General features: G+C 40.1%; 21 protein-coding genes. 11 read left to right on the forward strand and 10 right to left on the reverse strand.

Features of this window, described 5'->3' with window-relative positions; translation table 11 throughout:
* Positions 1-78 precede the first annotated feature (78 nt).
* Genes QMF37_RS03160 through QMF37_RS03180 form a run of 5 tightly spaced genes read right to left on the reverse strand, consistent with a single transcriptional unit; the run spans position 79 to position 4417 of the window.
* A complete protein-coding gene (locus tag QMF37_RS03160) occupies positions 79-1155 on the reverse strand; it encodes an ABC transporter substrate-binding protein (RefSeq protein ID WP_283476504.1) in 1077 nt (358 codons plus the stop codon).
* Complete coding sequence (locus tag QMF37_RS03165) at positions 1152-1958, reverse strand: ABC transporter permease (RefSeq protein ID WP_058384808.1); 807 nt, start codon at positions 1956-1958, stop codon at positions 1152-1154. Before QMF37_RS03165 ends, QMF37_RS03160 begins: the two co-directional genes overlap by 4 nt.
* Positions 1942-2766 carry an ABC transporter permease gene (locus tag QMF37_RS03170; RefSeq protein WP_071153581.1) on the reverse strand — a complete coding sequence of 275 codons (825 nt, stop codon included), beginning with the start codon at positions 2764-2766 and terminating at the stop codon, positions 1942-1944. The genes QMF37_RS03165 and QMF37_RS03170 overlap by 17 nt, the downstream gene beginning before the upstream one ends.
* Positions 2756-3862, reverse strand: a complete 1107-nt coding sequence (locus QMF37_RS03175) for an ABC transporter ATP-binding protein (RefSeq protein WP_071153582.1) — start codon at positions 3860-3862, stop codon at positions 2756-2758. The genes QMF37_RS03170 and QMF37_RS03175 overlap by 11 nt, the downstream gene beginning before the upstream one ends.
* A gap of 15 nt (positions 3863-3877) precedes the next feature.
* Positions 3878-4417 (reverse strand): helix-turn-helix domain-containing protein, encoded by a 540-nt coding sequence (locus QMF37_RS03180; protein WP_058384811.1) that lies wholly within the window; start codon positions 4415-4417, stop codon positions 3878-3880.
* A gap of 402 nt (positions 4418-4819) precedes the next feature.
* Here QMF37_RS03180 and QMF37_RS03185 point away from each other — a divergent pair, with 402 nt between their 5' ends.
* Positions 4820-5116: a hypothetical protein gene (locus QMF37_RS03185; RefSeq protein ID WP_058384812.1), complete on the forward strand. Its 297-nt coding sequence runs from the start codon at positions 4820-4822 to the stop codon at positions 5114-5116.
* A gap of 160 nt (positions 5117-5276) precedes the next feature.
* Positions 5277-5936: a potassium channel family protein gene (locus QMF37_RS03190; RefSeq protein ID WP_058384813.1), complete on the forward strand. Its 660-nt coding sequence runs from the start codon at positions 5277-5279 to the stop codon at positions 5934-5936.
* A 110-nt stretch (positions 5937-6046) separates the two neighbouring features.
* On the opposite strand, the gene rnjA is transcribed toward QMF37_RS03190, so the two are convergent.
* Both rnjA and QMF37_RS03200 read right to left on the reverse strand, forming a co-directional pair.
* Positions 6047-7714: a ribonuclease J1 gene (rnjA, locus tag QMF37_RS03195; RefSeq protein ID WP_058384814.1), complete on the reverse strand. Its 1668-nt coding sequence runs from the start codon at positions 7712-7714 to the stop codon at positions 6047-6049.
* A 2-nt stretch (positions 7715-7716) separates the two neighbouring features.
* A complete protein-coding gene (locus QMF37_RS03200; protein ID WP_078080840.1) occupies positions 7717-7929 on the reverse strand; it encodes a DNA-dependent RNA polymerase subunit epsilon in 213 nt (70 codons plus the stop codon).
* 286 nt (positions 7930-8215) lie between these two features.
* Between QMF37_RS03200 and QMF37_RS03205 the strand changes: the two genes are divergently transcribed.
* Entirely contained in the window at positions 8216-8986 is a 771-nt protein-coding gene (locus QMF37_RS03205) for a Cof-type HAD-IIB family hydrolase (RefSeq protein ID WP_283476511.1), read from the forward strand.
* A 67-nt stretch (positions 8987-9053) separates the two neighbouring features.
* Here the strand turns inward: QMF37_RS03205 and def are convergent, their stop codons facing one another.
* Positions 9054-9620 (reverse strand): peptide deformylase, encoded by a 567-nt coding sequence (def, locus tag QMF37_RS03210; protein ID WP_078080581.1) that lies wholly within the window; start codon positions 9618-9620, stop codon positions 9054-9056.
* 146 nt (positions 9621-9766) lie between these two features.
* Between def and QMF37_RS03215 the strand changes: the two genes are divergently transcribed.
* From QMF37_RS03215 to QMF37_RS03240, 6 genes are all read left to right on the forward strand, one after another.
* Complete coding sequence (locus QMF37_RS03215; RefSeq protein ID WP_283476514.1) at positions 9767-10411, forward strand: YkyA family protein; 645 nt, start codon at positions 9767-9769, stop codon at positions 10409-10411.
* Between the two features lie 252 nt (positions 10412-10663).
* Positions 10664-11776, forward strand: a complete 1113-nt coding sequence (gene pdhA / locus QMF37_RS03220) for a pyruvate dehydrogenase (acetyl-transferring) E1 component subunit alpha (protein WP_071153588.1) — start codon at positions 10664-10666, stop codon at positions 11774-11776.
* A gap of 3 nt (positions 11777-11779) precedes the next feature.
* Complete coding sequence (locus QMF37_RS03225; protein WP_058384819.1) at positions 11780-12757, forward strand: alpha-ketoacid dehydrogenase subunit beta; 978 nt, start codon at positions 11780-11782, stop codon at positions 12755-12757.
* 28 nt (positions 12758-12785) lie between these two features.
* Positions 12786-14177, forward strand: a complete 1392-nt coding sequence (locus QMF37_RS03230; RefSeq protein WP_071153589.1) for a dihydrolipoamide acetyltransferase family protein — start codon at positions 12786-12788, stop codon at positions 14175-14177.
* Positions 14178-14182: 5 nt separating this feature from the next.
* Positions 14183-15592 (forward strand): dihydrolipoyl dehydrogenase, encoded by a 1410-nt coding sequence (gene lpdA, locus QMF37_RS03235; protein ID WP_058384821.1) that lies wholly within the window; start codon positions 14183-14185, stop codon positions 15590-15592.
* A gap of 88 nt (positions 15593-15680) precedes the next feature.
* A complete protein-coding gene (locus QMF37_RS03240) occupies positions 15681-16520 on the forward strand; it encodes a polysaccharide deacetylase family protein (protein WP_078080580.1) in 840 nt (279 codons plus the stop codon).
* Between the two features lie 344 nt (positions 16521-16864).
* On the opposite strand, the gene QMF37_RS03245 is transcribed toward QMF37_RS03240, so the two are convergent.
* Complete coding sequence (locus QMF37_RS03245; RefSeq protein ID WP_283476520.1) at positions 16865-18334, reverse strand: aminotransferase class I/II-fold pyridoxal phosphate-dependent enzyme; 1470 nt, start codon at positions 18332-18334, stop codon at positions 16865-16867.
* A gap of 135 nt (positions 18335-18469) precedes the next feature.
* Between QMF37_RS03245 and QMF37_RS03250 the strand changes: the two genes are divergently transcribed.
* Both QMF37_RS03250 and QMF37_RS03255 read left to right on the forward strand, forming a co-directional pair.
* Positions 18470-19435: an NAD(P)H-dependent flavin oxidoreductase gene (locus tag QMF37_RS03250; RefSeq protein WP_071153590.1), complete on the forward strand. Its 966-nt coding sequence runs from the start codon at positions 18470-18472 to the stop codon at positions 19433-19435.
* A gap of 15 nt (positions 19436-19450) precedes the next feature.
* Positions 19451-19729: a UPF0223 family protein gene (locus QMF37_RS03255; RefSeq protein ID WP_071153591.1), complete on the forward strand. Its 279-nt coding sequence runs from the start codon at positions 19451-19453 to the stop codon at positions 19727-19729.
* Between the two features lie 19 nt (positions 19730-19748).
* Here QMF37_RS03255 and QMF37_RS03260 read toward each other — a convergent pair whose 3' ends face one another.
* Positions 19749-20390, reverse strand: a complete 642-nt coding sequence (locus tag QMF37_RS03260) for a YktB family protein (protein ID WP_071153592.1) — start codon at positions 20388-20390, stop codon at positions 19749-19751.
* Positions 20391-20487: the final 97 nt, after the last annotated feature.

Raw genomic sequence — 20487 nt, forward strand, 5'->3', positions numbered from 1 at the left:
TATTACTAAATTTCAGTCTTTAGAATCTACATACTATACCCCAAAACGTCAAAAAAAAACAGGCAAACGTTCTGCCTGTTAGTTTTCCATATCCATTTTAAATTCCAAAAATAACTCGTTGTAAGTTCCCAGCATTTCAAGACCCAAATTCTCATAAACTTCTAGTCGTTCTCGCAGCTCTTCAGGAGGATAAAACCGTTTATCCTCTGTAACCTCGGGATCCATCAAAGCAATTGCTTGCTCGTTCGGTGTAGAGTACCCGACATAATCTGCGTTTTGAGCAGCTACTTCAGGATCTAACATAAAGTTGATAAAAGCATGAGCACCTTCTACATTATCCGCAGTTTTAGGAATAATCATATTATCAAACCATAAGTTCGAGCCTTCTTCTGGGACAACGTAATCAATGTCTTCGTTAACCCACATGACGTCTGCAGCTTGGCCGGACCAAATAACAGCTACCGCTGCTTCTTCGCGTCGCATCATTTCAACAATTTCATCGCCAATAATGGCTTTAACGTTGGGACCCATTGTTTTCAACTTGTCTGTCGCTTCTCGCAATTCATCCATATCGGTTGAATTTAACGAATAGCCGAGACTGTTTAACCCCAAACCAATCACTTCACGGGCGCTATCAACTAGGATGACTTCTTGTTCAAGTGACGGATCCCACAAGTCGTTCCAGCTTTCAAACGTCTGTCCGTCTAGTAAGGTAGGGTTAAAGGCTATACCGACAGTCCCCCAAAAATAAGGAATAGAATATTCATTGCCTGGATCAAAAGGCAAATCAAGAAAATAAGGATCAATATTTTTCAAGTTCGGAATCAGCGCATGGTCAATCGGTTGTAGTAATTTGTTTTCCTTCATTTTTTCAATCGCATATTCAGAAGGCATCGCGACATCATAAGTGGTTCCGCCTTGCTCAATTTTTGTCATCATTGATTCGTTTGAATCGAATGTTTCATAAACTACAGAGATATTGGTTTCTTCTTCGAATTGCTTAATTAGTTCAGGATCAATATATTCGCCCCAGTTGTAGACTGAAATGGTACCACCGCCTGAAGTTGCTGAACTTTTTTCCAATACATTGACGGTATACAACAGTATAGTCGAAATGACAACAATCGCGATTGCGACTCTCACAAGTTCTTTCATAGTTTGGCGCCTCCAGTCCCAGGAGATTGTCCCGCACGTTGATTAAAGAAGTAATAGCCGAGAACCAAGCCAAGTGTTACAACAAATATTAATGCGGAAAGCGCATTGATGGTTAACGTGATTCCCGCTCGTGCCATTGAATAGATTTCGATGGATAAAGTCGAGAAACCGTTTCCTGTGACGAAAAAAGTTACCGCAAAATCGTCTAACGAATAAGTTAATGCTAGGAAAAATCCAGCGAAAATACCCGGCTTAATATAAGGGATAATTACGCGCGTCAAAATATCACGTTTCGATGCGCCAAGATCTGTTGCAGCATCGATCAATGACCGGCTCATTTCCTGAAGTTTTGGCAAAACCATAATCACCACAATTGGAATACTAAAAGCAATGTGTGAAATTAAGACAGATGCAAAACCGAGTTTGACACCAACCAACGTGAACAAGATTAGAAACGATGCGCCAATAATGACGTCTGGACTGACAATCAAAATGGTGTTTAAGGACAAAACAGCTTTGCGCGTTTTGCGATTTCGTAAAAATACGATACCAATAGCACCTAAAACACCGATTGCTGTTGAAATAAGTGAAGACAATAAGGCAATAATTACCGTATTCATCAAAATAATGAGTAATCTTGTGTCATTAAAGACCGCACCGTAATGCTCCCAAGTAAATCCTTCAAAACTCGACATTGTGCCACCACTATTAAAAGAATAAAAGATCAAGTAGAAAATAGGCGCATAGAGAATGGCAAAGACCAGCACCAAATAGACTTTTGCCGTTTTACTTAGTTTTGCCATTATACGAGCCTCCTTTTTCTTTCTGACCTGTCAGCATCATAATGATGATCATAAACAAGATTAAAAACACTGCAATGGTTGAACCCATTCCCCAGTTTTGTGTCACAAGGAATTGTTGTTCAATGGCTGTCCCTAGCGTAATCACTTTGTTTCCAGCAATTAATCGCGTAATAACAAAAAGGGAAAGGGCAGGGATGAAAACAGCTTGAATGCCTGACTTTACGCCGTTGATGGCTAATGGAAAAATAACACGTCTAAATGTTGTGAAAGCTGAAGCACCTAAGTCTCGGGAAGCATCAATCAATGCAGGGTTTATTTTATCTAGCGAGTTGAAAATTGGCAGCACCATAAACGGAATAAAAATATAAACGGAAACAAAGATAAAACTGAAATCAGTAAATAAGATTTGCCAGGGACCTGCCCCAAGCGTTTGGAGAAGCTTGTTAGCAGGTCCATACAATCCAAAAATACCGATAAAAGCATAAGCTTTTAGCAATAAATTAATCCACGAAGGAATAATGATGAGTAGTAGCCAGAGTTGTTTGTGCTTTGTTTTTGTTAGCCAGTAAGCCGTTGGATAAGCAATCACAATAGTGATTAACGTAATCAAAAACGCATACCAGAAAGAACTCAGCGTCATCCGCAGATAAACAGAAGAAAAGAAATTCTGATAATTTTCCAAAGTAAAAGCGCCAGTCAAATCCAAAAATGAAAAATAGAAGATTAACGCAATTGGCGCTATGACGAATAAGGCAATCCATAAATAATAAGGGACAAGGTAAAGCGGACGTGAGGGGTTATCTTTCATTGACTGAAGCTCCGTAGGACTCAAGACGTGCATCAAACGCTTCTTCCGATTCGTTTAGACGCATCACGTGAATAGCTTCTGGTGAAAAATCTAAGCCAATTTGAGAACCGACTTCTACTTTTTTCGTAGAATGCACAAGCCATTCATTGCCAACTTCATCGATGGTTGAAATTTCAAAATGAACCCCTCTAAATAGTTGCGTATCAACCGTAACCATCATTTTGCCTGTTCCACTTGGCGTGATTTCCAAATCTTCTGGACGGATGACGATTTCTACTTGCTCATTCGGATTGAGTCCAGCATCGACACATTCAAAAATTTTATTGGCAAATCGAACTTGGTAATCCGCAATCATTTCTCCACTGACGATATTCGATTCTCCAATAAAGTCCGCAACAAAACGATTGATAGGTTCATCGTATATGTCCATAGGGGTGCCACTTTGCTGAATTTTACCTGCATTCATAACGAAAATTTCATCCGACATGGCGAGCGCTTCTTCTTGATCATGTGTGACAAAGACAAAGGTTTTGCCTAAACGCTGCTGCAGTTCCCGCAATTCATACTGCATCTCAGTGCGTAATTTCAAATCCAAAGCAGACAGTGGCTCATCTAGCAAAATAACTTCGGGGTCATTGACGATAGCTCGTGCAATTGCCACACGTTGACGCTGACCACCAGACATCTCTGAAATTTCTCTTTTTTCATAGCCTTGTAAGTTAACAAAAGCGAGTGCTTCTCGTACACGTCTTTCAACTTCAGGACCTTTTACTTTCTTAATCCGCAAGCCAAACGCAATATTTTCAAAAACATTCAAGTGAGGAAACAGTGCGTAGTCTTGAAATACCGTATTCACTTGACGCTGATTAGCAGGTACCGTGTTCATTTTTTTGTCTTCAATATAAATATTGCCGCTAGTAGGTGTTGCAAATCCTGCAATTAAACGTAAGATGGTTGTTTTTCCACAACCAGAAGGTCCAAGCAATGTATAAAATTTTCCTTTTTCGAGTTCGAAGCTAACATTATTTAAAACATTGCCGGCTCCTTCGTAAGTTTGCGTCACATTTTCAAAGCGAATGATGGGTATTTCCGCCATAAGATCCCTCCTGAATTATAAATAAGATTGTGTTGTGACAATGATCATTTCTGAAACACCATCGCAATCATTGATAAGCTGATGATGATTAGAAGCTTCATAGTAAATTGAATCTCCAGCAGCTGCAGCGTACTGATGATCGCCAATCTGAAGCAGCACCTGTCCTTCAAGAACATAGATAAAGGTTTCTGCTGAAGATGGCTCAAACTCTTTAAAATGACCGTTTGCCTGAAGCGTTAAAAAGACAGGTTCTATTTCTTTTTCGTTGGATGTAGGAATGAGCCATTCCACTTCATAGCCCGCATCTTCATCAACATGTGCGATATGATCTGCGGTCGAATAGACGATTTTAACTTCGTGATCCTCCGTAAAAAATTCTTTTGGCGTGGTTCCTAACACTTCGAGTAAACTAAAAAACGTTTCGATAGAAGGGGAATTCATGTCCCGTTCTAATTGGGAGATAAAACCTTTACTCAAATCAGTCCTTTTTCCAAGCTCTTCTTGAGTTAATCCATTTTTTAATCGAAGGCGTTTGATTTTTGTGCCGATATCCACCAGAGTTCTCCTCGATTCTTTGTATATGAATATTTGCAGAAAGTTTAGTTAAAATATACTTTTAGTTTACTAATAGCATATATTCATTATACGGAATGACACTATTTTTTCAAGCCGAAAATTATTTTCAATAAAGGATTGTTATCTATTGCAATTCACTAGCAACTTTTACTATCATAGAGAAAGTGTGAAATAATAAATAAACGAGATAATAATGATATGATAGATAGCAGGGAGATAGCTGATTTTATTGGCAACCAATTTTAACATACATGGTGCTCCTGCATAGGTACGAAATCGCTAAGCCAATTAACTTAAAGCAAACATTTATAAGTGGAATTTTCAAGTGAATGCATATAAAAATATACAAACAGTTCGACCCAAACTCTAGGAGTGATCAATGTGAACGGAAAAATGAATTTCTTTCTTGACCCTAAAAACCGTGTCATTCAAAAATCTTCAATTATGAACTACAAACAAGACCAGCAAGGATTGTATCTTGTAGCCGACAAGCGATTTATCAACTGGATGGATGTCCATACGTATTGTCATACGTGTTTAGCAGCTTTGACTTTTGATGACGAATTTGATGCAAGTTATTGCGCGAGTTGCAACGAATGGCGAGAAGAACCATGTACAGATATTAGTTGCGAGTATTGTGAAAACCGTCCAAAACGCCCATTAGATCCCCGCCGATAAGCGGGTTTTTTTATTTATTGAAATAAGTTTATCAACTCACGTATACGGTATTAGCGAATGCGATAACTTTTTCGATTAGTTTGCAAAAATTTAACAAGCATTGATGTAGCTAGGATGATCTATGTTAAAATAAAGCCACTTGAACAGTTGGAGGATGGATATGAAAAAAGAATTTGTAGTCATTGGACTTGGCCGTTTTGGCGGTAGCATTGTAAGAGAATTGATTGAACAAGACGCAGATGTAATGGCAATTGATAAAGACTCAGAGCGAGTCGATGAATACGCTTCGATCGCAACGCAAGCTGTTGTGGCCGACACAACAGACGAGGCAGTGTTAAAATCGCTAGGTATCCGGAATTTTGAACATGTTATTGTGGCCATCGGTGAAAACATCCAGGCGAGTATTTTAACAACATTGATGTTAAAAGAAATTGGTGTAAAGAAAATTACGGTAAAGGCGCAAAATGACTATCACGCGAAAGTATTGAATAAAATCGGTGCTGATAAAGTGGTTCATCCCGAACGTGACATGGGCATTCGGATTGCGCATAATATTCTTTCTAACAACGTATTGGATTACTTGGAGCTATCGGATGAACATTCTATTATGGAGATCAAAGCAAATCATAAACTTGCAGGCTACACCTTGATCGGTCTCGATATTCGGGCGCGTTATGGCATCAATATTGTGGCCATTAAAAGAGGAGACGATATTATCGTTTCTCCGCAAGCAGACATGGAAATTGAACAAGAAGATATCTTAATCATCATCGGTTCTGATGCAGATATTAATCGTTTCGAGAAAAAAATGATGAATTAGTAGAAAGACCTGTAAAAGAAAGTGATTCTTTTACGGGTCTTCATGCGTTTAGGAAGAATAAAAAAGGTGTGTGGGAAGTTACTCCCACACACCTTTTAAATGCCATTTTATTAAACTTCCATAATTACTGGCAAAATCATTGGACGACGTTTTGTTTTTTCATACAAATACGGTCCAAGAACATCAGAAATATCATTTTTCAATTCTGCCCAGTCCGTATTTTTGCTATGAATTTTTTTATTTAAGTGACGATTAAGCATTTGCTGAGCTTCGTAAATCATCGTACCTGACTCACGCATGTAAACAAATCCACGTGAAATAATATCAGGACCCGAAACCATTTTGTTCTTTTGCATATCCACACTTACAACAACGATAACTAAACCTTCTTCAGAAAGAACACGACGATCACGTAACACAATGTTGCCAATGTCACCGATTCCACTACCGTCGATATAAACATCACCGGAAGGAACACGCCCTGCAATAGAAGCTTCATCTTGACCTAAAGCAAGAACTTCACCATTTTCCATAATGAATGTGTTTTCTAATGGAACATCACATTCAACAGCTAAACCGGCATGTGTTTTTAACATACGATATTCACCATGAATTGGCATAAAGTATTTTGGTTTAATCAAACGAAGCATTAATTTGTTTTCAGGCTCTGAACCGTGACCAGACGTATGGATGTTGTTAAGCGATCCGTGAATAACGTCTGCACCGGCACGGAACAATAAATTGATTGTTCGATTGACGCTACTCGTATTGCCCGGAATTGGCGAAGATGAGAAGACAACCGTGTCATTTGGTTGAATTTGGATTTGACGGTGAGTCCCGTTGGCAATTCTTGAAAGAGCAGCCATCGGTTCGCCTTGTGAACCGGTACATAAAATAAGTACTTCGTTAGCAGGTAGACGGTTCAAGGTTTGTGTATCCACAAACGCATCTTCAGGCGCGTTAATATAACCAAGTTCGCGACCAATCGTCATAGCGTTATCCATACTACGGCCGAAAACAGCTATTTTGCGTCCTTGTGCAACGGCTTCATCTGTCACTTGTTGCAGACGATAAATGTTTGAAGCGAAAGTAGCAAAAATCAAGCGACCATCGACTTTTCTCATAATGTCTTTAATCGTTTCGCCGACTTTTCGTTCAGACATCGTGAAGTCAGGAACTTCAGCGTTGGTACTATCGGATAGAAGACAAAGAACACCTTCACTACCGATTTGAGCCATTTTCAATAAATTGGCAGGCTCTCCTACAGGCGTGAAATCAAATTTAAAATCACCTGTATGGACAATATTGCCGGGCGGTGTTTTTACAACTACACCAAATGCATCAGGAATACTGTGAGTTGTACGGAAAAAGCTAACGGCCGTCTTCCGGAACTTGATGACATCTTCTTCTTCGATTTCAGTCATTTTTGTTTGACGCAATAAACCGTGTTCTTCAAGCTTTTTACGTAATAAGCCCAATGCTAGTTTTCCGCCATATACAGGAATATTTATCTTTTTAAGTAAGTAAGGAATACCGCCGATATGATCTTCATGGCCGTGTGTAATGAAAAGACCTTTGATCTTATCGACGTTTTTTACTAAGTACGTGTAATCCGGAATAACGTAATCGATTCCGAGCAAATCGTCTTCCGGAAATTTAATGCCGGCATCAATTAGGATAATTTCATCCTGAAATTGAACACCATACGTATTTTTGCCGATTTCACCCAGTCCGCCGAGTGCAAAAACAGCTGTTTGATCATTTTTAACGAATTTCATCGTTATTCGACGCTCTCAACTTCGTAATTTTGACTAGCTTGTTCATACTCAAGGTGATTGCCTTCAAGTAATTGAACAAGTTCAATATTGTAGTCACGATCTTTTAAATGGTGTCGGACTTCGCGCTCGGATGCTGCTTCCACATAAAGGCTTTGTGTATTTTCACGAACAGGTACTTCAAAACGGTTTTCTTGGTAGTATACTTTAAAAATCATTGTTTGCTCTCCTTTTTCCACGCTCAAATAGATGCACTTCCTTTATATTATCATGACATTAGACTAAAATAAAGAATAGCCCTCCTTATTTATAAAGAAGGGCTAAAACGTTTATGCGATTTTCTTTTTATTCATGATGCCATTGAGCTGTCTGAGAAGTTTTCTTTTCAACCGTTTCAGCATGGCTAATCACTCCTTAACGCGATTATACTGCGTTTTCTGACAATTGTAAAGAAGCTGAACCTGTGTATTCAACGCTAATTATATTAAGAATGGAGATTCTAAAATGCCGAAATTATTATTGCTAGATATCGATGGAACTTTGTTGGATTCAAACAAAAAACTACCGGCTTCTGCGAAAGAAGCACTACAACAAGCAAGATTGAATGGACATGACTTAGCCATTGCCACTGGACGTGGACCATTTATGATTACTTCTATTCTAGAAGAACTAAAAATCGATACGTACATTACGTTCAACGGCCAGTACATCTCACATAACAACAAAGTGGTTCATAAGCAAGTAATCGAAGCTAAAATGCTAAATGAAATTCTTGCGTATGCAGAGCAACGCAATCATCCCGTTGTCTTTATGAACGAAGAGAAAATGGTATCTTCTATCGATTTCCATCCGGATATTGAAGAAAGTATACAGACGTTGAAAATACCGCATCCTGAAACAGAGAAAGATTTTCATTTGAATCACGAAGTCTACCAAGCACTGGTGTTCTGTGAAAAAGAAGAAGAACAGCAATACCACGATGCATTTAAAGAAGTGGACTTTGTCCGCTGGCACCGCGTCTCTTGTGATATTTCACCAAAAGGTGGTACTAAGGCAAGCGGAATTAAAAAGTTGATCCGCGCAACAGGTCACTCTATTGAAGACACAATCGCATTTGGTGATGGATTGAACGATTTAGACATGATGGATGTCGCCGGATATAGTGTCGCAATGGCAAATGGTCACGAAGAAACCAAAAAACGCGCATCCTATGTAACAGAACACGTAGACAACGACGGTCTAGCAAAAGCGTTCAAGCATTTAAAATTAATTTGACAAAGAAAAGCGAAAGCGCCTGTTCGAGCTAGGTGCTTGAGCATATAGAATAAAAAAGAGACGCGGCTTATTCAGCCGTGTCTCTTCCGATTGCAATCGCATTTTCAATTTCAGCGAAAGGATTTGTTGGATTGATGTGATCGAAGAACATGACTCCATTCAAATGATCAAGTTCATGCTGGAATGCAATAGCAGGTAACCCTGTCAAACGCATTTTGAATTCTTCACCATCTGGATTAAAAGCTTTAACAGTAATTCGCGCATATCTTGGAACATATCCAGGAACTGAACGATCAACGGACAAACAACCTTCTCCAGCAGCTAAATAAGCTTTTTCTATAGAGTGACTGACTATTTTAGGGTTAATGGCAACGAGACTAAGATCTTCTCCTGTACTCTCATCAAAATGCAAAGCGAACATTCGTTTTGCTTCATTTATTTGAGGAGCTGCAATACCAACACCGGGACGCAAATCATATTTTTCAGCCAGTTCATCGTCTTGGCTGTCAACTACATATTCCATAAGGTCTTTACTCAACTGACGATCTTCCTGAGACAGTGGAAATTTCACTTCTTCAGAACGTTTTCTGAGTGTAGGATGACCTTCGCGTATTATATCTTTCATTCGTATCAACTGATTTCATCCTTTCAAATGTCTTGCTATGTATTTTATTATAACGCAATTTTTCTATTTTGAAAAAAGAAAAAGCTGCAGAGCGTAGTTGTATTTTCCGTATGTGCATACTATAGTTAATTCATGGGAATTAAGGAGTGAACTAGATGAAAAAAACAGCCGTAGTGTTAAGTTTTTTCGCAATTTTTTTGTTAACTGCTTGTTCAGGTTCAGGAATTCGCGGAGATTTAGATCAAGTACTTAACGATACTTTCGATGCGGAAGAGGAGTACCGTGCAGTGCAAGACGATTTGGAAAAGCGGGAGAAAACAGAACAACAATTGTTTGAAGAAATTATGGCATTGACACAAGAAGAGCAAGACCAAGTAGCTAAACAAGCACAAACTGCGCTTGATTCGGCAGACGAACGTCTAGAGTTCTTAAAAACTGAAAAAGAATCAATGCAGTCTGCAGAAGAAAATTTCACTGGCATTGATAAAGTGATTAAAGCTGCCGAAGAAGTAGCTGTAAAAGCAGACGTGGAAGCGCTGAAGGCAAAAGTGAAAGAACGCTTCACAGCTCATTCGGAGTTTACGAAAGCTTATGAAAAGTTGATAGAAAGACAAAAAGAATTGTACGAGATGTTGAAGAAGGAAGAAACTACGTTGCAACTGCTTCAAGAAAAAGCTGCGGAAGTAAATGAACAAAACGAAAAAGTTCAACTGGCTGTTACAGCATTTAACGAAATAACCAAACAGGTCAATGAATTAAAAGATGCCACAATGAAAAAAATAGATGAAAGTGAGGAATAAGCGGCCTTTATGGTCGCTTTTTCTGTCCTATAAAAGACGTGTAAAAATGACTCTGTATTATAATACAGAGTATTAAACGAACTGGTACAGTTCAAGAAAACGAAATTGTCATGCAATTATTATTACTTAAAAATGTCAGGTTCTCTATGATTGACCCACGTTTTGTCGTAACGTATACTAAGTAGGAATGCGAAATTGTATCATAACTTGTATGTAATTATTTTAATACAGATAAAAAGGAGAGTTGCTTTTATGGCTGCGAAAAAATCACAGCAGTTCGATCCAGTAGAGACGCTGAATGCAATCGAAGAAAAGTTTGAAATGGTTCAGATTTTAAATGAAGAAGGCGAAATCGTTAACAAAGAGGCTGACCCGAAACTTTCGGACGAAGACCTACAGGAATTGATGAGCCGGATGGTATATACACGAATTCTTGATCAGCGTTCAATTTCTTTGAACCGTCAAGGACGTCTTGGATTTTATGCTCCGACAGCAGGACAAGAAGCTTCACAACTAGCTTCTCATTTTGCCTTGTCAAAAGAAGATTTCATTTTGCCAGGTTACCGTGACGTTCCACAATTGATTTGGCATGGATGGCCACTTCATCAGGCATTCTTGTTTTCACGTGGACATTTCATGGGGAACCAAATGGCTGAAGGTTTGAATATCTTGCCTCCGCAAATCATCATTGGTGCTCAATTTATTCAAGCTACCGGTGTTGCTCTAGGTATGCAAAAACGTAAAAAAGAAGCTGTTGCAGTTACTTACACAGGTGATGGTGGTTCTTCTCAGGGAGATTTCTACGAAGGAATCAACTTTGCAGGCGCGTTCCGCGCACCGGCTATTTTCATTGTGCAAAATAACCAGTATGCGATTTCGACTCCTCGCGAACTTCAAACTTCAGCGAAAACGATTGCTCAAAAAGCAGTTGCAGCTGGAATTCCTGGTGTTCTTGTAGATGGTATGGATCCACTTGCAGTATACGCTGTAACGCGTGATGCTCGTGAACGCGCAATCAAAGGTGATGGACCAACATTAATCGAAACACTTTGCTACCGTTATGGACCACATACGATGGCGGGCGATGACCCTACGCGTTACCGTACATCAGATATTGATAGCGAATGGGAAAAGAAAGACCCTCTTATTCGTTTCCGTAAATATTTGGAAGCAAAAGGCATTTGGGATGAAGCAAAAGAAAATGAAGTAATCGATAAAGCTAAAGAAGAAATTAAAGCAGCAATCAAAAAAGCTGACGGTGCTCCAAAACAGAAAGTATCAGATCTTTTAGAGCTTATGTATGAAGATGTGCCGTTTAATGTTCAGGAACAGTTGGATATTTATAAAGCAAAGGAGTCGAAGTAAGCCATGGCACAATTAACAATGATCCAAGCAATTACCGACGCTCTGAAAACAGAGATGAAGAATGATGAAAACGTTCTTGTTTTCGGTGAAGATGTAGGAAATAACGGCGGTGTATTCCGCGCGACTGAAGGTCTACAAAAAGAATTCGGCGAAGACCGTGTTTTTGATACACCATTAGCTGAATCAGGTATTGGCGGTTTGGCTATTGGTTTAGCTTTGCAAGGATATCGTCCAGTTCCAGAAATTCAGTTTTTTGGATTTGTTTTTGAAGTAATGGATTCGATTAGCGGGCAAATGGCACGTATGCGTTTCCGCAGTGGTGGAAGCTTAACTTCTCCTGTAACAATCCGCTCACCATTTGGTGGCGGTGTCCATACACCTGAAATGCATGCTGATTCATTAGAAGGATTGATGGCAGCTCAACCAGGTCTAAAAGTGGTTATTCCGTCTACACCTTATGATGCTAAAGGATTGTTGATTTCAGCAATTCGTGATAACGATCCTGTTATTTTCTTAGAGCATATGAAACTATACCGTTCATTCCGTCAAGAAGTACCTGAAGAAGAATACACAATTCCTTTAGGTAAAGCTGATGTGAAACGTGAAGGGAAAGACTTAACGATTATCGCTTACGGCGCAATGGTACAAGAAAGTATCAAAGCTGCAGAAGAACTGGAAAAAGAAAATTATTCGGTTGAAGTGGTCGATCTTCGTACGATCCAACCGCTTGATATTGAAACAATCATCGCATCAGTTGAAAAAACAGGTCGTGCTATGGTCGTTCAAGAAGCTCAAAAACAAGCTGGAATTGCAGCGAGTGTTGTAGCTGAAATTACAGACCGTGCCATTCTTACCTTAGAAGCACCTGTTCTTCGTGTAACAGCACCAGATTCAATATTCCCATTCTCACAAGCGGAAGAAGTTTGGTTGCCAAATGCGAAAGATATTATCGAAACAGCGAAGAAAGTTTTAACTTTTTAAATTAGACAGAACCGAAAGGGTGATATACATGGCTTTTGAATTTCGTTTGCCGGATATCGGAGAAGGTATCCATGAAGGTGAAATCGTAAAATGGTTCGTAAAAGCGGGGGACACAATCGAAGAAGACGATATTCTTGTCGAAGTACAAAATGACAAGGCCGTTGTCGAAATTCCTTCACCTGTTTCAGGAACAGTTGAAGAAGTATTGGTGGCAGAAGGAACGGTTGCAGTAGTAGGCGATATTTTAGTTCGCATCGATGCACCGGACGCTGAAGAAATGAGTTTTAAAGGGAGTCACGGTGACAAAAAAGAAGTCGCTCCTGAAGTAAAAGAAGAAACAGAAGAACAAGTCCAAGCCGGTACAGCTGAATCTGGTGGAGATGTGGATAAAGCATCTGCTAAAGAAGAAGAACCGAAAAAACAAACAGGTGCTGGATCTCAACCACAGGCTGACTCAACAGAGGAGTCTGATCCGACTGCACGCGTAATTTCAATGCCGTCTGTTCGTAAATTTGCACGCGACAACGATGTTGATATTAAGCAAGTAACAGGATCTGGTAATAATGGACGAGTGTTAAAAGAAGACGTGGAAGCGTTTAAGAACGGCGATCAAAAAGCAGCAATCCCTGCAGCTTCTGAAGAAGTATCACAAGAAGTAACAGAAGAAAGCACTGATAAAGCAGCAGCTCCGAAAGCGGCAGTAGCTCCTGAAGGTGAATTCCCTGAAACGCGTGAGAAAATGTCAGGAATTCGTAAAGCAATCGCTAAAGCGATGGTTCATTCAAAACACACTGCTCCGCACGTAACGTTAATGGACGAAGTAGATGTGACAGAACTTGTAGCACATCGCAAAAAGTTCAAAGACATTGCAGCAGAAAAAGAAATCAAGTTAACGTATTTACCATATGTAGTAAAAGCGTTAGTCAGCACATTGCGTGAATTCCCAGCTTTAAACACATCGTTTGACGATGAAACAAGCGAAGTGATTCAGAAGCATTATTTCAATATCGGAATTGCTGCAGATACAGAAAAAGGGTTAATGGTTCCGGTTATTAAAAATGCAGACCGTAAATCAGTATTCGCTATTTCTGATGAAATCAATGGCTTAGCGACAAAAGCGCGTGATGGTAAATTATCAGCTGCTGAAATGAAAGGTGCATCATGCTCAATCACGAATATCGGTTCTGCTGGTGGACAATGGTTCACACCTGTTATTAATCATCCGGAAGTAGCGATTCTTGGAATTGGCCGAATCGCAGAGAAACCTGTAATTAAAAATGGTGAAATTGTAGCGGCACCTGTGTTAGCATTGTCATTGAGCTTTGATCATAGAATGATCGATGGTGCAACAGCACAGCACGCATTAAATCATATTAAACGTTTATTAAGTGAACCTGAATTACTATTAATGGAGGCGTAAAAATTATGGTAGTAGGAGATTTCCCAATCGAAACAGACACGCTCGTAATTGGCTCAGGCCCTGGCGGTTATGTTGCAGCAATCCGGGCAGCGCAAACTGGCCAAAAAGTAACAATCGTAGAGAAAGAATATATTGGTGGCGTTTGCTTGAACGTCGGCTGTATTCCTTCAAAAGCAATGATTTCTGTTGGGCACCGTTTTGAGGAAGCTCAGCATTCAGAAGACATGGGAATTATCGCAAAGGAAGTTTCACTTAACTTTGAAAAAGCGCAAGCGTTCAAAGATGGCGTCGTTAAGAAATTGACTGGCGGCGTGGAGTCTCTTCTGAAAGGCAATAAAGTTGAAATTTTACGCGGTGAAGCTTATTTTGTTGATGAAAACACTGTCCGCATTATGGATGACAATTCAGCACAAACGTATAAATTTAAAAATGCTATTATCGCAACTGGATCTCGTCCAGTCGAAATCCCGACTTTCAAATTTACAAAACGCGTAATTAATTCAACTGGCGCTTTGGCACTTACTGAGCTTCCGAAAAAACTTATCGTTATTGGCGGCGGATATATCGGTACAGAGCTGGGTACTGCATTTGCAAACATGGGTTCTGAAGTAACGATCCTTGAAGGCACACCGGATATCCTTGCTGGGTTTGAAAAACAAATGACAGCAATCGTCAAAAAAGGATTGAAGAAAAAAGGCGTTGAAGTTATCACTAAAGCATCTGCTAAAGGTGTAAAAGAAACTGATTCTGGCGTTACGGTATCGTATGAAGCGGGCGGAGAAGAAAAAACGCTTGAAGCAGATTATGTTCTTGTAACTGTTGGCCGTCGTCCAAATACAGACGAAATGGGTCTTGAAGAATTGAACTTGAATATGTCTGACCGTGGCTTGATCGAAGTCGACAAACAATGTCGTACAAACATCTCCAACATTTATGCAATCGGTGATGTAGTAGCTGGCCTTCAGTTAGCACACAAAGCTTCATACGAAGGTAAAGTAGCTGCAGAAGCAATTGCAGGAGAAAAGTCTGAAGTTGATTACATGGCTATTCCAGCGGTCTGCTTTACAGATCCGGAACTTGCAAGCGTTGGTTTGTCTGAAGAACAGGCAAAAGAAGAAGGATTCGAAGCTGCGGCTGCGAAATTCCCGTTCGCTGCAAACGGCCGTGCTCTTTCATTAAACGCAACTGAAGGATTCGTGAAGCTAGTTTCGCGTAAATCTGACGGTTTGCTGTTAGGTGCACAAATTGTTGGAGCTGGCGCATCAGACATGATCGCTGAGCTTGGTCTTGCTATCGAAGCTGGAATGACAGTAGAAGATATCGCGATGACGATTCATGCTCATCCAACACTTGCTGAAATCACTATGGAAGCTGCTGAAGTAGCTCTTGGAACACCAATTCACATTATTAAATAAATAGTAGAGAAGTCGCTTTTGCGGCTTCTTTTTTTTGGAGAAAAGCTATTTTTCATGGTAAGATTTGTATGACAAAGGAGTGTTTGGATTGATAAATAGAAAAGCAATGGTTTTGGTAACCGCCCTGTTATTACTAGCGGCATGTGGAAATGACGATGAAGCAGTTACAAATAAGGAAGAAAAGACAGTTGAAGAACAAGTTGCAACTGAAGGAAAAAAAGCCGGAAAAGATGAAGAAGTAATTGAAACAAAAGAAGAAGAAGTTGAAGAAGAACCAAAAGAAGGAGTAACGTCGGAACCACAATATCGCATTAATCCTGCTAATTGGTCAGTACAACCTATAGCAGATGCTGCTGAAAAAGTAGTATTAGTAACTATTGATGATGCGCCGGACAAGCATTCAATAGAAATGGCAGAAACGTTGAAAAGTAAAGAAATTCCAGCAATTTTCTTCGTCAATGGTCATTTTTTAGATACAGATGAGGAAAAGCAACAGTTAAAAGAAATCTACGATATGGGCTTTGTAATTGGAAATCATACATATAGCCACGAAAATTTAAAAAATCTTTCTGAGCAGCAGCAGCAACAAGAAATTTTGGAGATAAATAAAGTTGTTGAAGAAATTACTGGAGAAAAACCAAAGTTTTTCCGTGCTCCTTTTGGCTCTAATACTGACTTTAGCAAACAACTTGTCGAAGACCAACAGATGGTTCTCATGAACTGGACCTACGGCTACGACTGGGAAAAAGACTATCAAGACGCTGCGGCATTAACAGAAATTATGGTTAATACGGAGTATTTAAATAATGGTGCTAATTTATTGATGCACGATCGAGATTGGACTGCAGAGGCATTACCCGGAATTATCCGAGGACTACAAGATAAAGGATATGGCTTTGTGGACCCGAAAACAATCGAAGGTATGTAAAAAAACGATCCACAGGTATATTTCTGTGGATCGTTTTTTGGGGGGTTCATTATGTAAACTTATGCCTGTCAGAACTGACCAGGCACTTTCACTTTTCGTTGTCTAGACTCCAGCAGCCAGATTCTCGGGACATAAGCCACTCTGGCTGTGTGGCTGAAAACACGCCACTTCGCCAGAGCGTCTTATGCCTGTCGAATCTACATGGCTGCTTACGCTTTTCGGTGTCCAGTTGCAAGTGCCTAGCTCCTCGGGACATAAGTCAACCCAGCTGCGTGGCAAAGAACGCCACACTGCTGGGCCGTCTTATGCCTGTCGGAGCTGACCAGGCACTTTCACTTTTCGTGTTACCTAATCGCTTGTTGTTCTTTTATAACCCGTAGCATTTGCAGTGTGTCGTCTTCTGGTCCTTGTACGGGTAACCCGGCAGCTACGTTCATATGGATATAGTTGATATTTTCTTGGGTGATGATTTCACCAGGAATGAAGATAGGGATACCGGGTGGGTAGACCATGATAAATTCAGCAGAAATGCGTCCGACTGCTTCATTGATTGAGATAACTTCTGTTGTTGCATAGAAAGCGTCACGTGGTGTCATTGCGAGTCTTGGAATGTCTGGCATCAATACGACAGGTTCGATGACTACGGCATCACTTTCTAAGGTCTCAGTCATACGTTGAAGTGCATTGATCAATAGATTTACTTCTTTGCGGCTATCGCCAATTGTGATGAGGCATAAAATATTATACAAATCGGAAAGTTCGATTTCAATATTAGCGTTTTCTCTCAGCCATTCCTCGGCCTGATGTCCAGTAATACCTAAATTTTTTACACTGATTAATAGTTTCGTCGGGTCCATATCAAAAGTGGCGGAAGAATTTAGTAATTCTTTACCCACACAGTGTAAATGGGGGATTTTGTTGATGCGTTTGCGCGCATCTTGAGCTAGCCGAATCGTCCGATCAATCAAATCATAGCCATTGATTGCCAATTGACGGCGTGCAGTATCAAGAGACGCTAAAATTGGATAGGACGTCGACGTCGTCGTTAGCATAGAAAGCGTCGATTGTACGCGCTTCGGCGATACTAAACCTTCTCGTACATTTAGCACCGAACTTTGTGTCATAGATCCACCTAGTTTATGGACAGAAGTTGCTGCCATATCTGCTCCTGCTGCCATTGCAGAAATCGGCAATGACTTATGGAAATGAATATGAACCCCATGTGCCTCATCGACCAAAACAGGGATATTCCGCGAATGTGCAATATCGACAATCCGTTTTAAGTCAGCGGCTACGCCGAAATAAGTCGGATTAATGACTAGTACGGCTTTAGTATCTGGATACTCAACTAATGCTTTTTCTACTGCTTCCGCCGAAATTCCATGAGAGATCCCAAGATCAGGATCTACTTCAGGATGAATGAAAATCGGGATAGCACCAGCGAAAACAATAGCTGACATGATAGATTTATGGACATTTCTTGGCACTAGAATTTTATCATTGGGACCAACGACACTAAGAATCATTGTCATAATTGCGCCACTTGTACCTTGTACAGAAAAGAATGTATAATCTGCTCCAAAAGCTTCAGCAGCTAGCTCTTGCGCTTTTTTGATGGCACCTTTTGGAGAATGTAAATCATCCAAAGGAGCGATGTTAATTAAATCGATAGAAAGAATGTTGTCGCCGACAAATTCTCTAAAAGCTGGATCTACACCTTGCCCTTTTTTGTGGCCAGGAATGTGAAACTGGATTGGGTGCCGGTTTCGATGCTTGAGAAGCGCATCAAATAACGGAGTTTCTAATTGAGACAATGATAAGCCCACCTCGCTAAATAAAATGAAAACAAAATGAATTATAGCATGATGTACTCACCTATAGTACAAATTAAAAGGATTTTCCGTAGTGAAAGCGAATACATGACCTATAGAGAGAAAAGGAGTGAGTTGATGGAATTCAAAACAAAAGTGACGGAACTATTAGGAATTCGTTACCCAATTATTCAAGGGGGATTGGCTTACTTAGCCTATGCGGAACTAGCTGCGGCAGTGTCAAATGCAGGAGGACTTGGTCAAATTACAGCAATGAGTTTGTCAACGCCTGAAGAATTGAGAACAGAGATTCAAAAAGTAAGACAATTGACGGACAAGCCTTTTGGTGTTAATTTTGCAATTGGCGATCACGGTCGTTCGTTTTCTCATATGTTGAATGTAGCGATTGAAGAAAGAGTGCCGGTTGTTTCGATGACCGGTGGCAATCCGACGCCAATATTCGAGCAACTAAAAGAGACCAACATTAAAAAGTTGGTATTGGTTGCTGCAAAAAGGCAAGCTCAAAAAGCAGAAAGTCTCGGTGCTGATGCTGTTATGGTCGTGGGTCAAGAAGGTGGCGGACACTTGGGGCGTGACGATATTGGGACAATGGTGCTAATTCCACAAGTGGTAGATGCTGTAAAGATTCCGGTTATCGCTTCAGGAGGAATTGGTGACGGACGGGGCTGGATGGCCGCTCTTGCATTAGGTGCTGAAGGAATTGAAATGGGCACACGCTTTATTGCCACAAAAGAATGCGTCCATGCCTCAGCAGCATATAAACAGCTGTTAATCAATAGTTCAGAGAACGATACAGTTATTATCAAACGCAGCATTGGTGCGCCTGCGCGAACGTTACGTAATAGTTGGACCGACAAAATTTTAGAGATTGAAAGTCACGCGCCCACTTATGAGGCTTTAAAAGAATACATTAGTGGTGAAGCCAACAAGCGTTTCATCTATAATGGAGAAACAGACCAAGGCTTTGGGTGGGCGGGACAAGTGACTGGATTGATCAAAGATGAGCCGACAGTTCAGGAACTGATTGACTCAATGGTCAAACAGGCTGAAGAAATCCGAGGCAAATGGTCAGTTACTAGATGAAATGAGGGATGAACAATGGATTATTCTTATCCATTTTCAATTGAATGGTCAACAGAAGAAATTATTGATGTTGTCGGTTTTTTTGAAGCAATTGAAATGGCCTATGAAAAAGGCATTACCCGACAAGACTTATTGACGCGCTATCGTCAGTTCAAGCAAGTAGTTCCTTCGATATCAGAAGAAAAAACCTATTTTCGTGAATTTGAAGAAGAAAGTGGGTATGTAGCCTTTCCGGTTATTAAAGAAATGAAAGCTGGAACAGGCGATGAAACCATCAAACTAAAAAACAAGTAATAAAAAAGAACCTGTAGCCTTAGCGGCTGACAGGTTCTTTTGCTGGTTGGAGTAAAGCTGTATAAACAGGCAGTAAAGCTTGGAAAGTTTCTTCTGTGAATTGAAAAAATTGTTCCTTATTTAAAGAAGCGGCCTGTTCTCTAGTTAAATGGCGGCCAATTACAAATTCGCCTTTTTTTACATTACGCAACCGAATTAGCAGTTTTTCAATACCTGCGTCACCTAATTCATATAAGGTATTGGACTGCGGTTTCATATGATCTCCTGAAGCGGTGAAATCGGTTGGCAACTGTTGCAATACATCAGAATGCAATAAATTTTGCGCCATTGCAGTTTTATTCGGAGCCTCATAAATAACCGCTAAAATAATGAATACGTGACTTTCCCACATACCAATTTGAAAATGAGGAACGGCTTTATAGCCTCTTTTAAAAGGTGCAAAGGCTACCCAACTATCATTTGGCGGATTTACAGTTCTTCGCATATGTTTAGCTACGTGAGGGAAAAATTCATTTCCGGTTTTTCTAGAGAAAAATGATGAAAATTCAATGCCAAGTTCTTCGAATTTTGGCCGGACAATATCAGTCAGTGCAGACATTCTAGCATCTAAGCCAGGAGTGTTAAAAACTTCAAAATCTTGTTCGTTCCAGTAAGGTTTCAAATAAATATCCTCCTCTAATTTAAGCAATCAGGTTTCATTTTAACGAAGTTTGGGAAAAAAGAATATAAATACGTTCCTGCCAATGGATTTCGTTAGA

Origin of the sequence: Planococcus sp. S3-L1 (assembly GCF_030063085.1) — a bacterium.
In the GTDB taxonomy this organism is placed as follows: Bacteria; Bacillota; Bacilli; order Bacillales_A; family Planococcaceae; genus Planococcus; species Planococcus kocurii.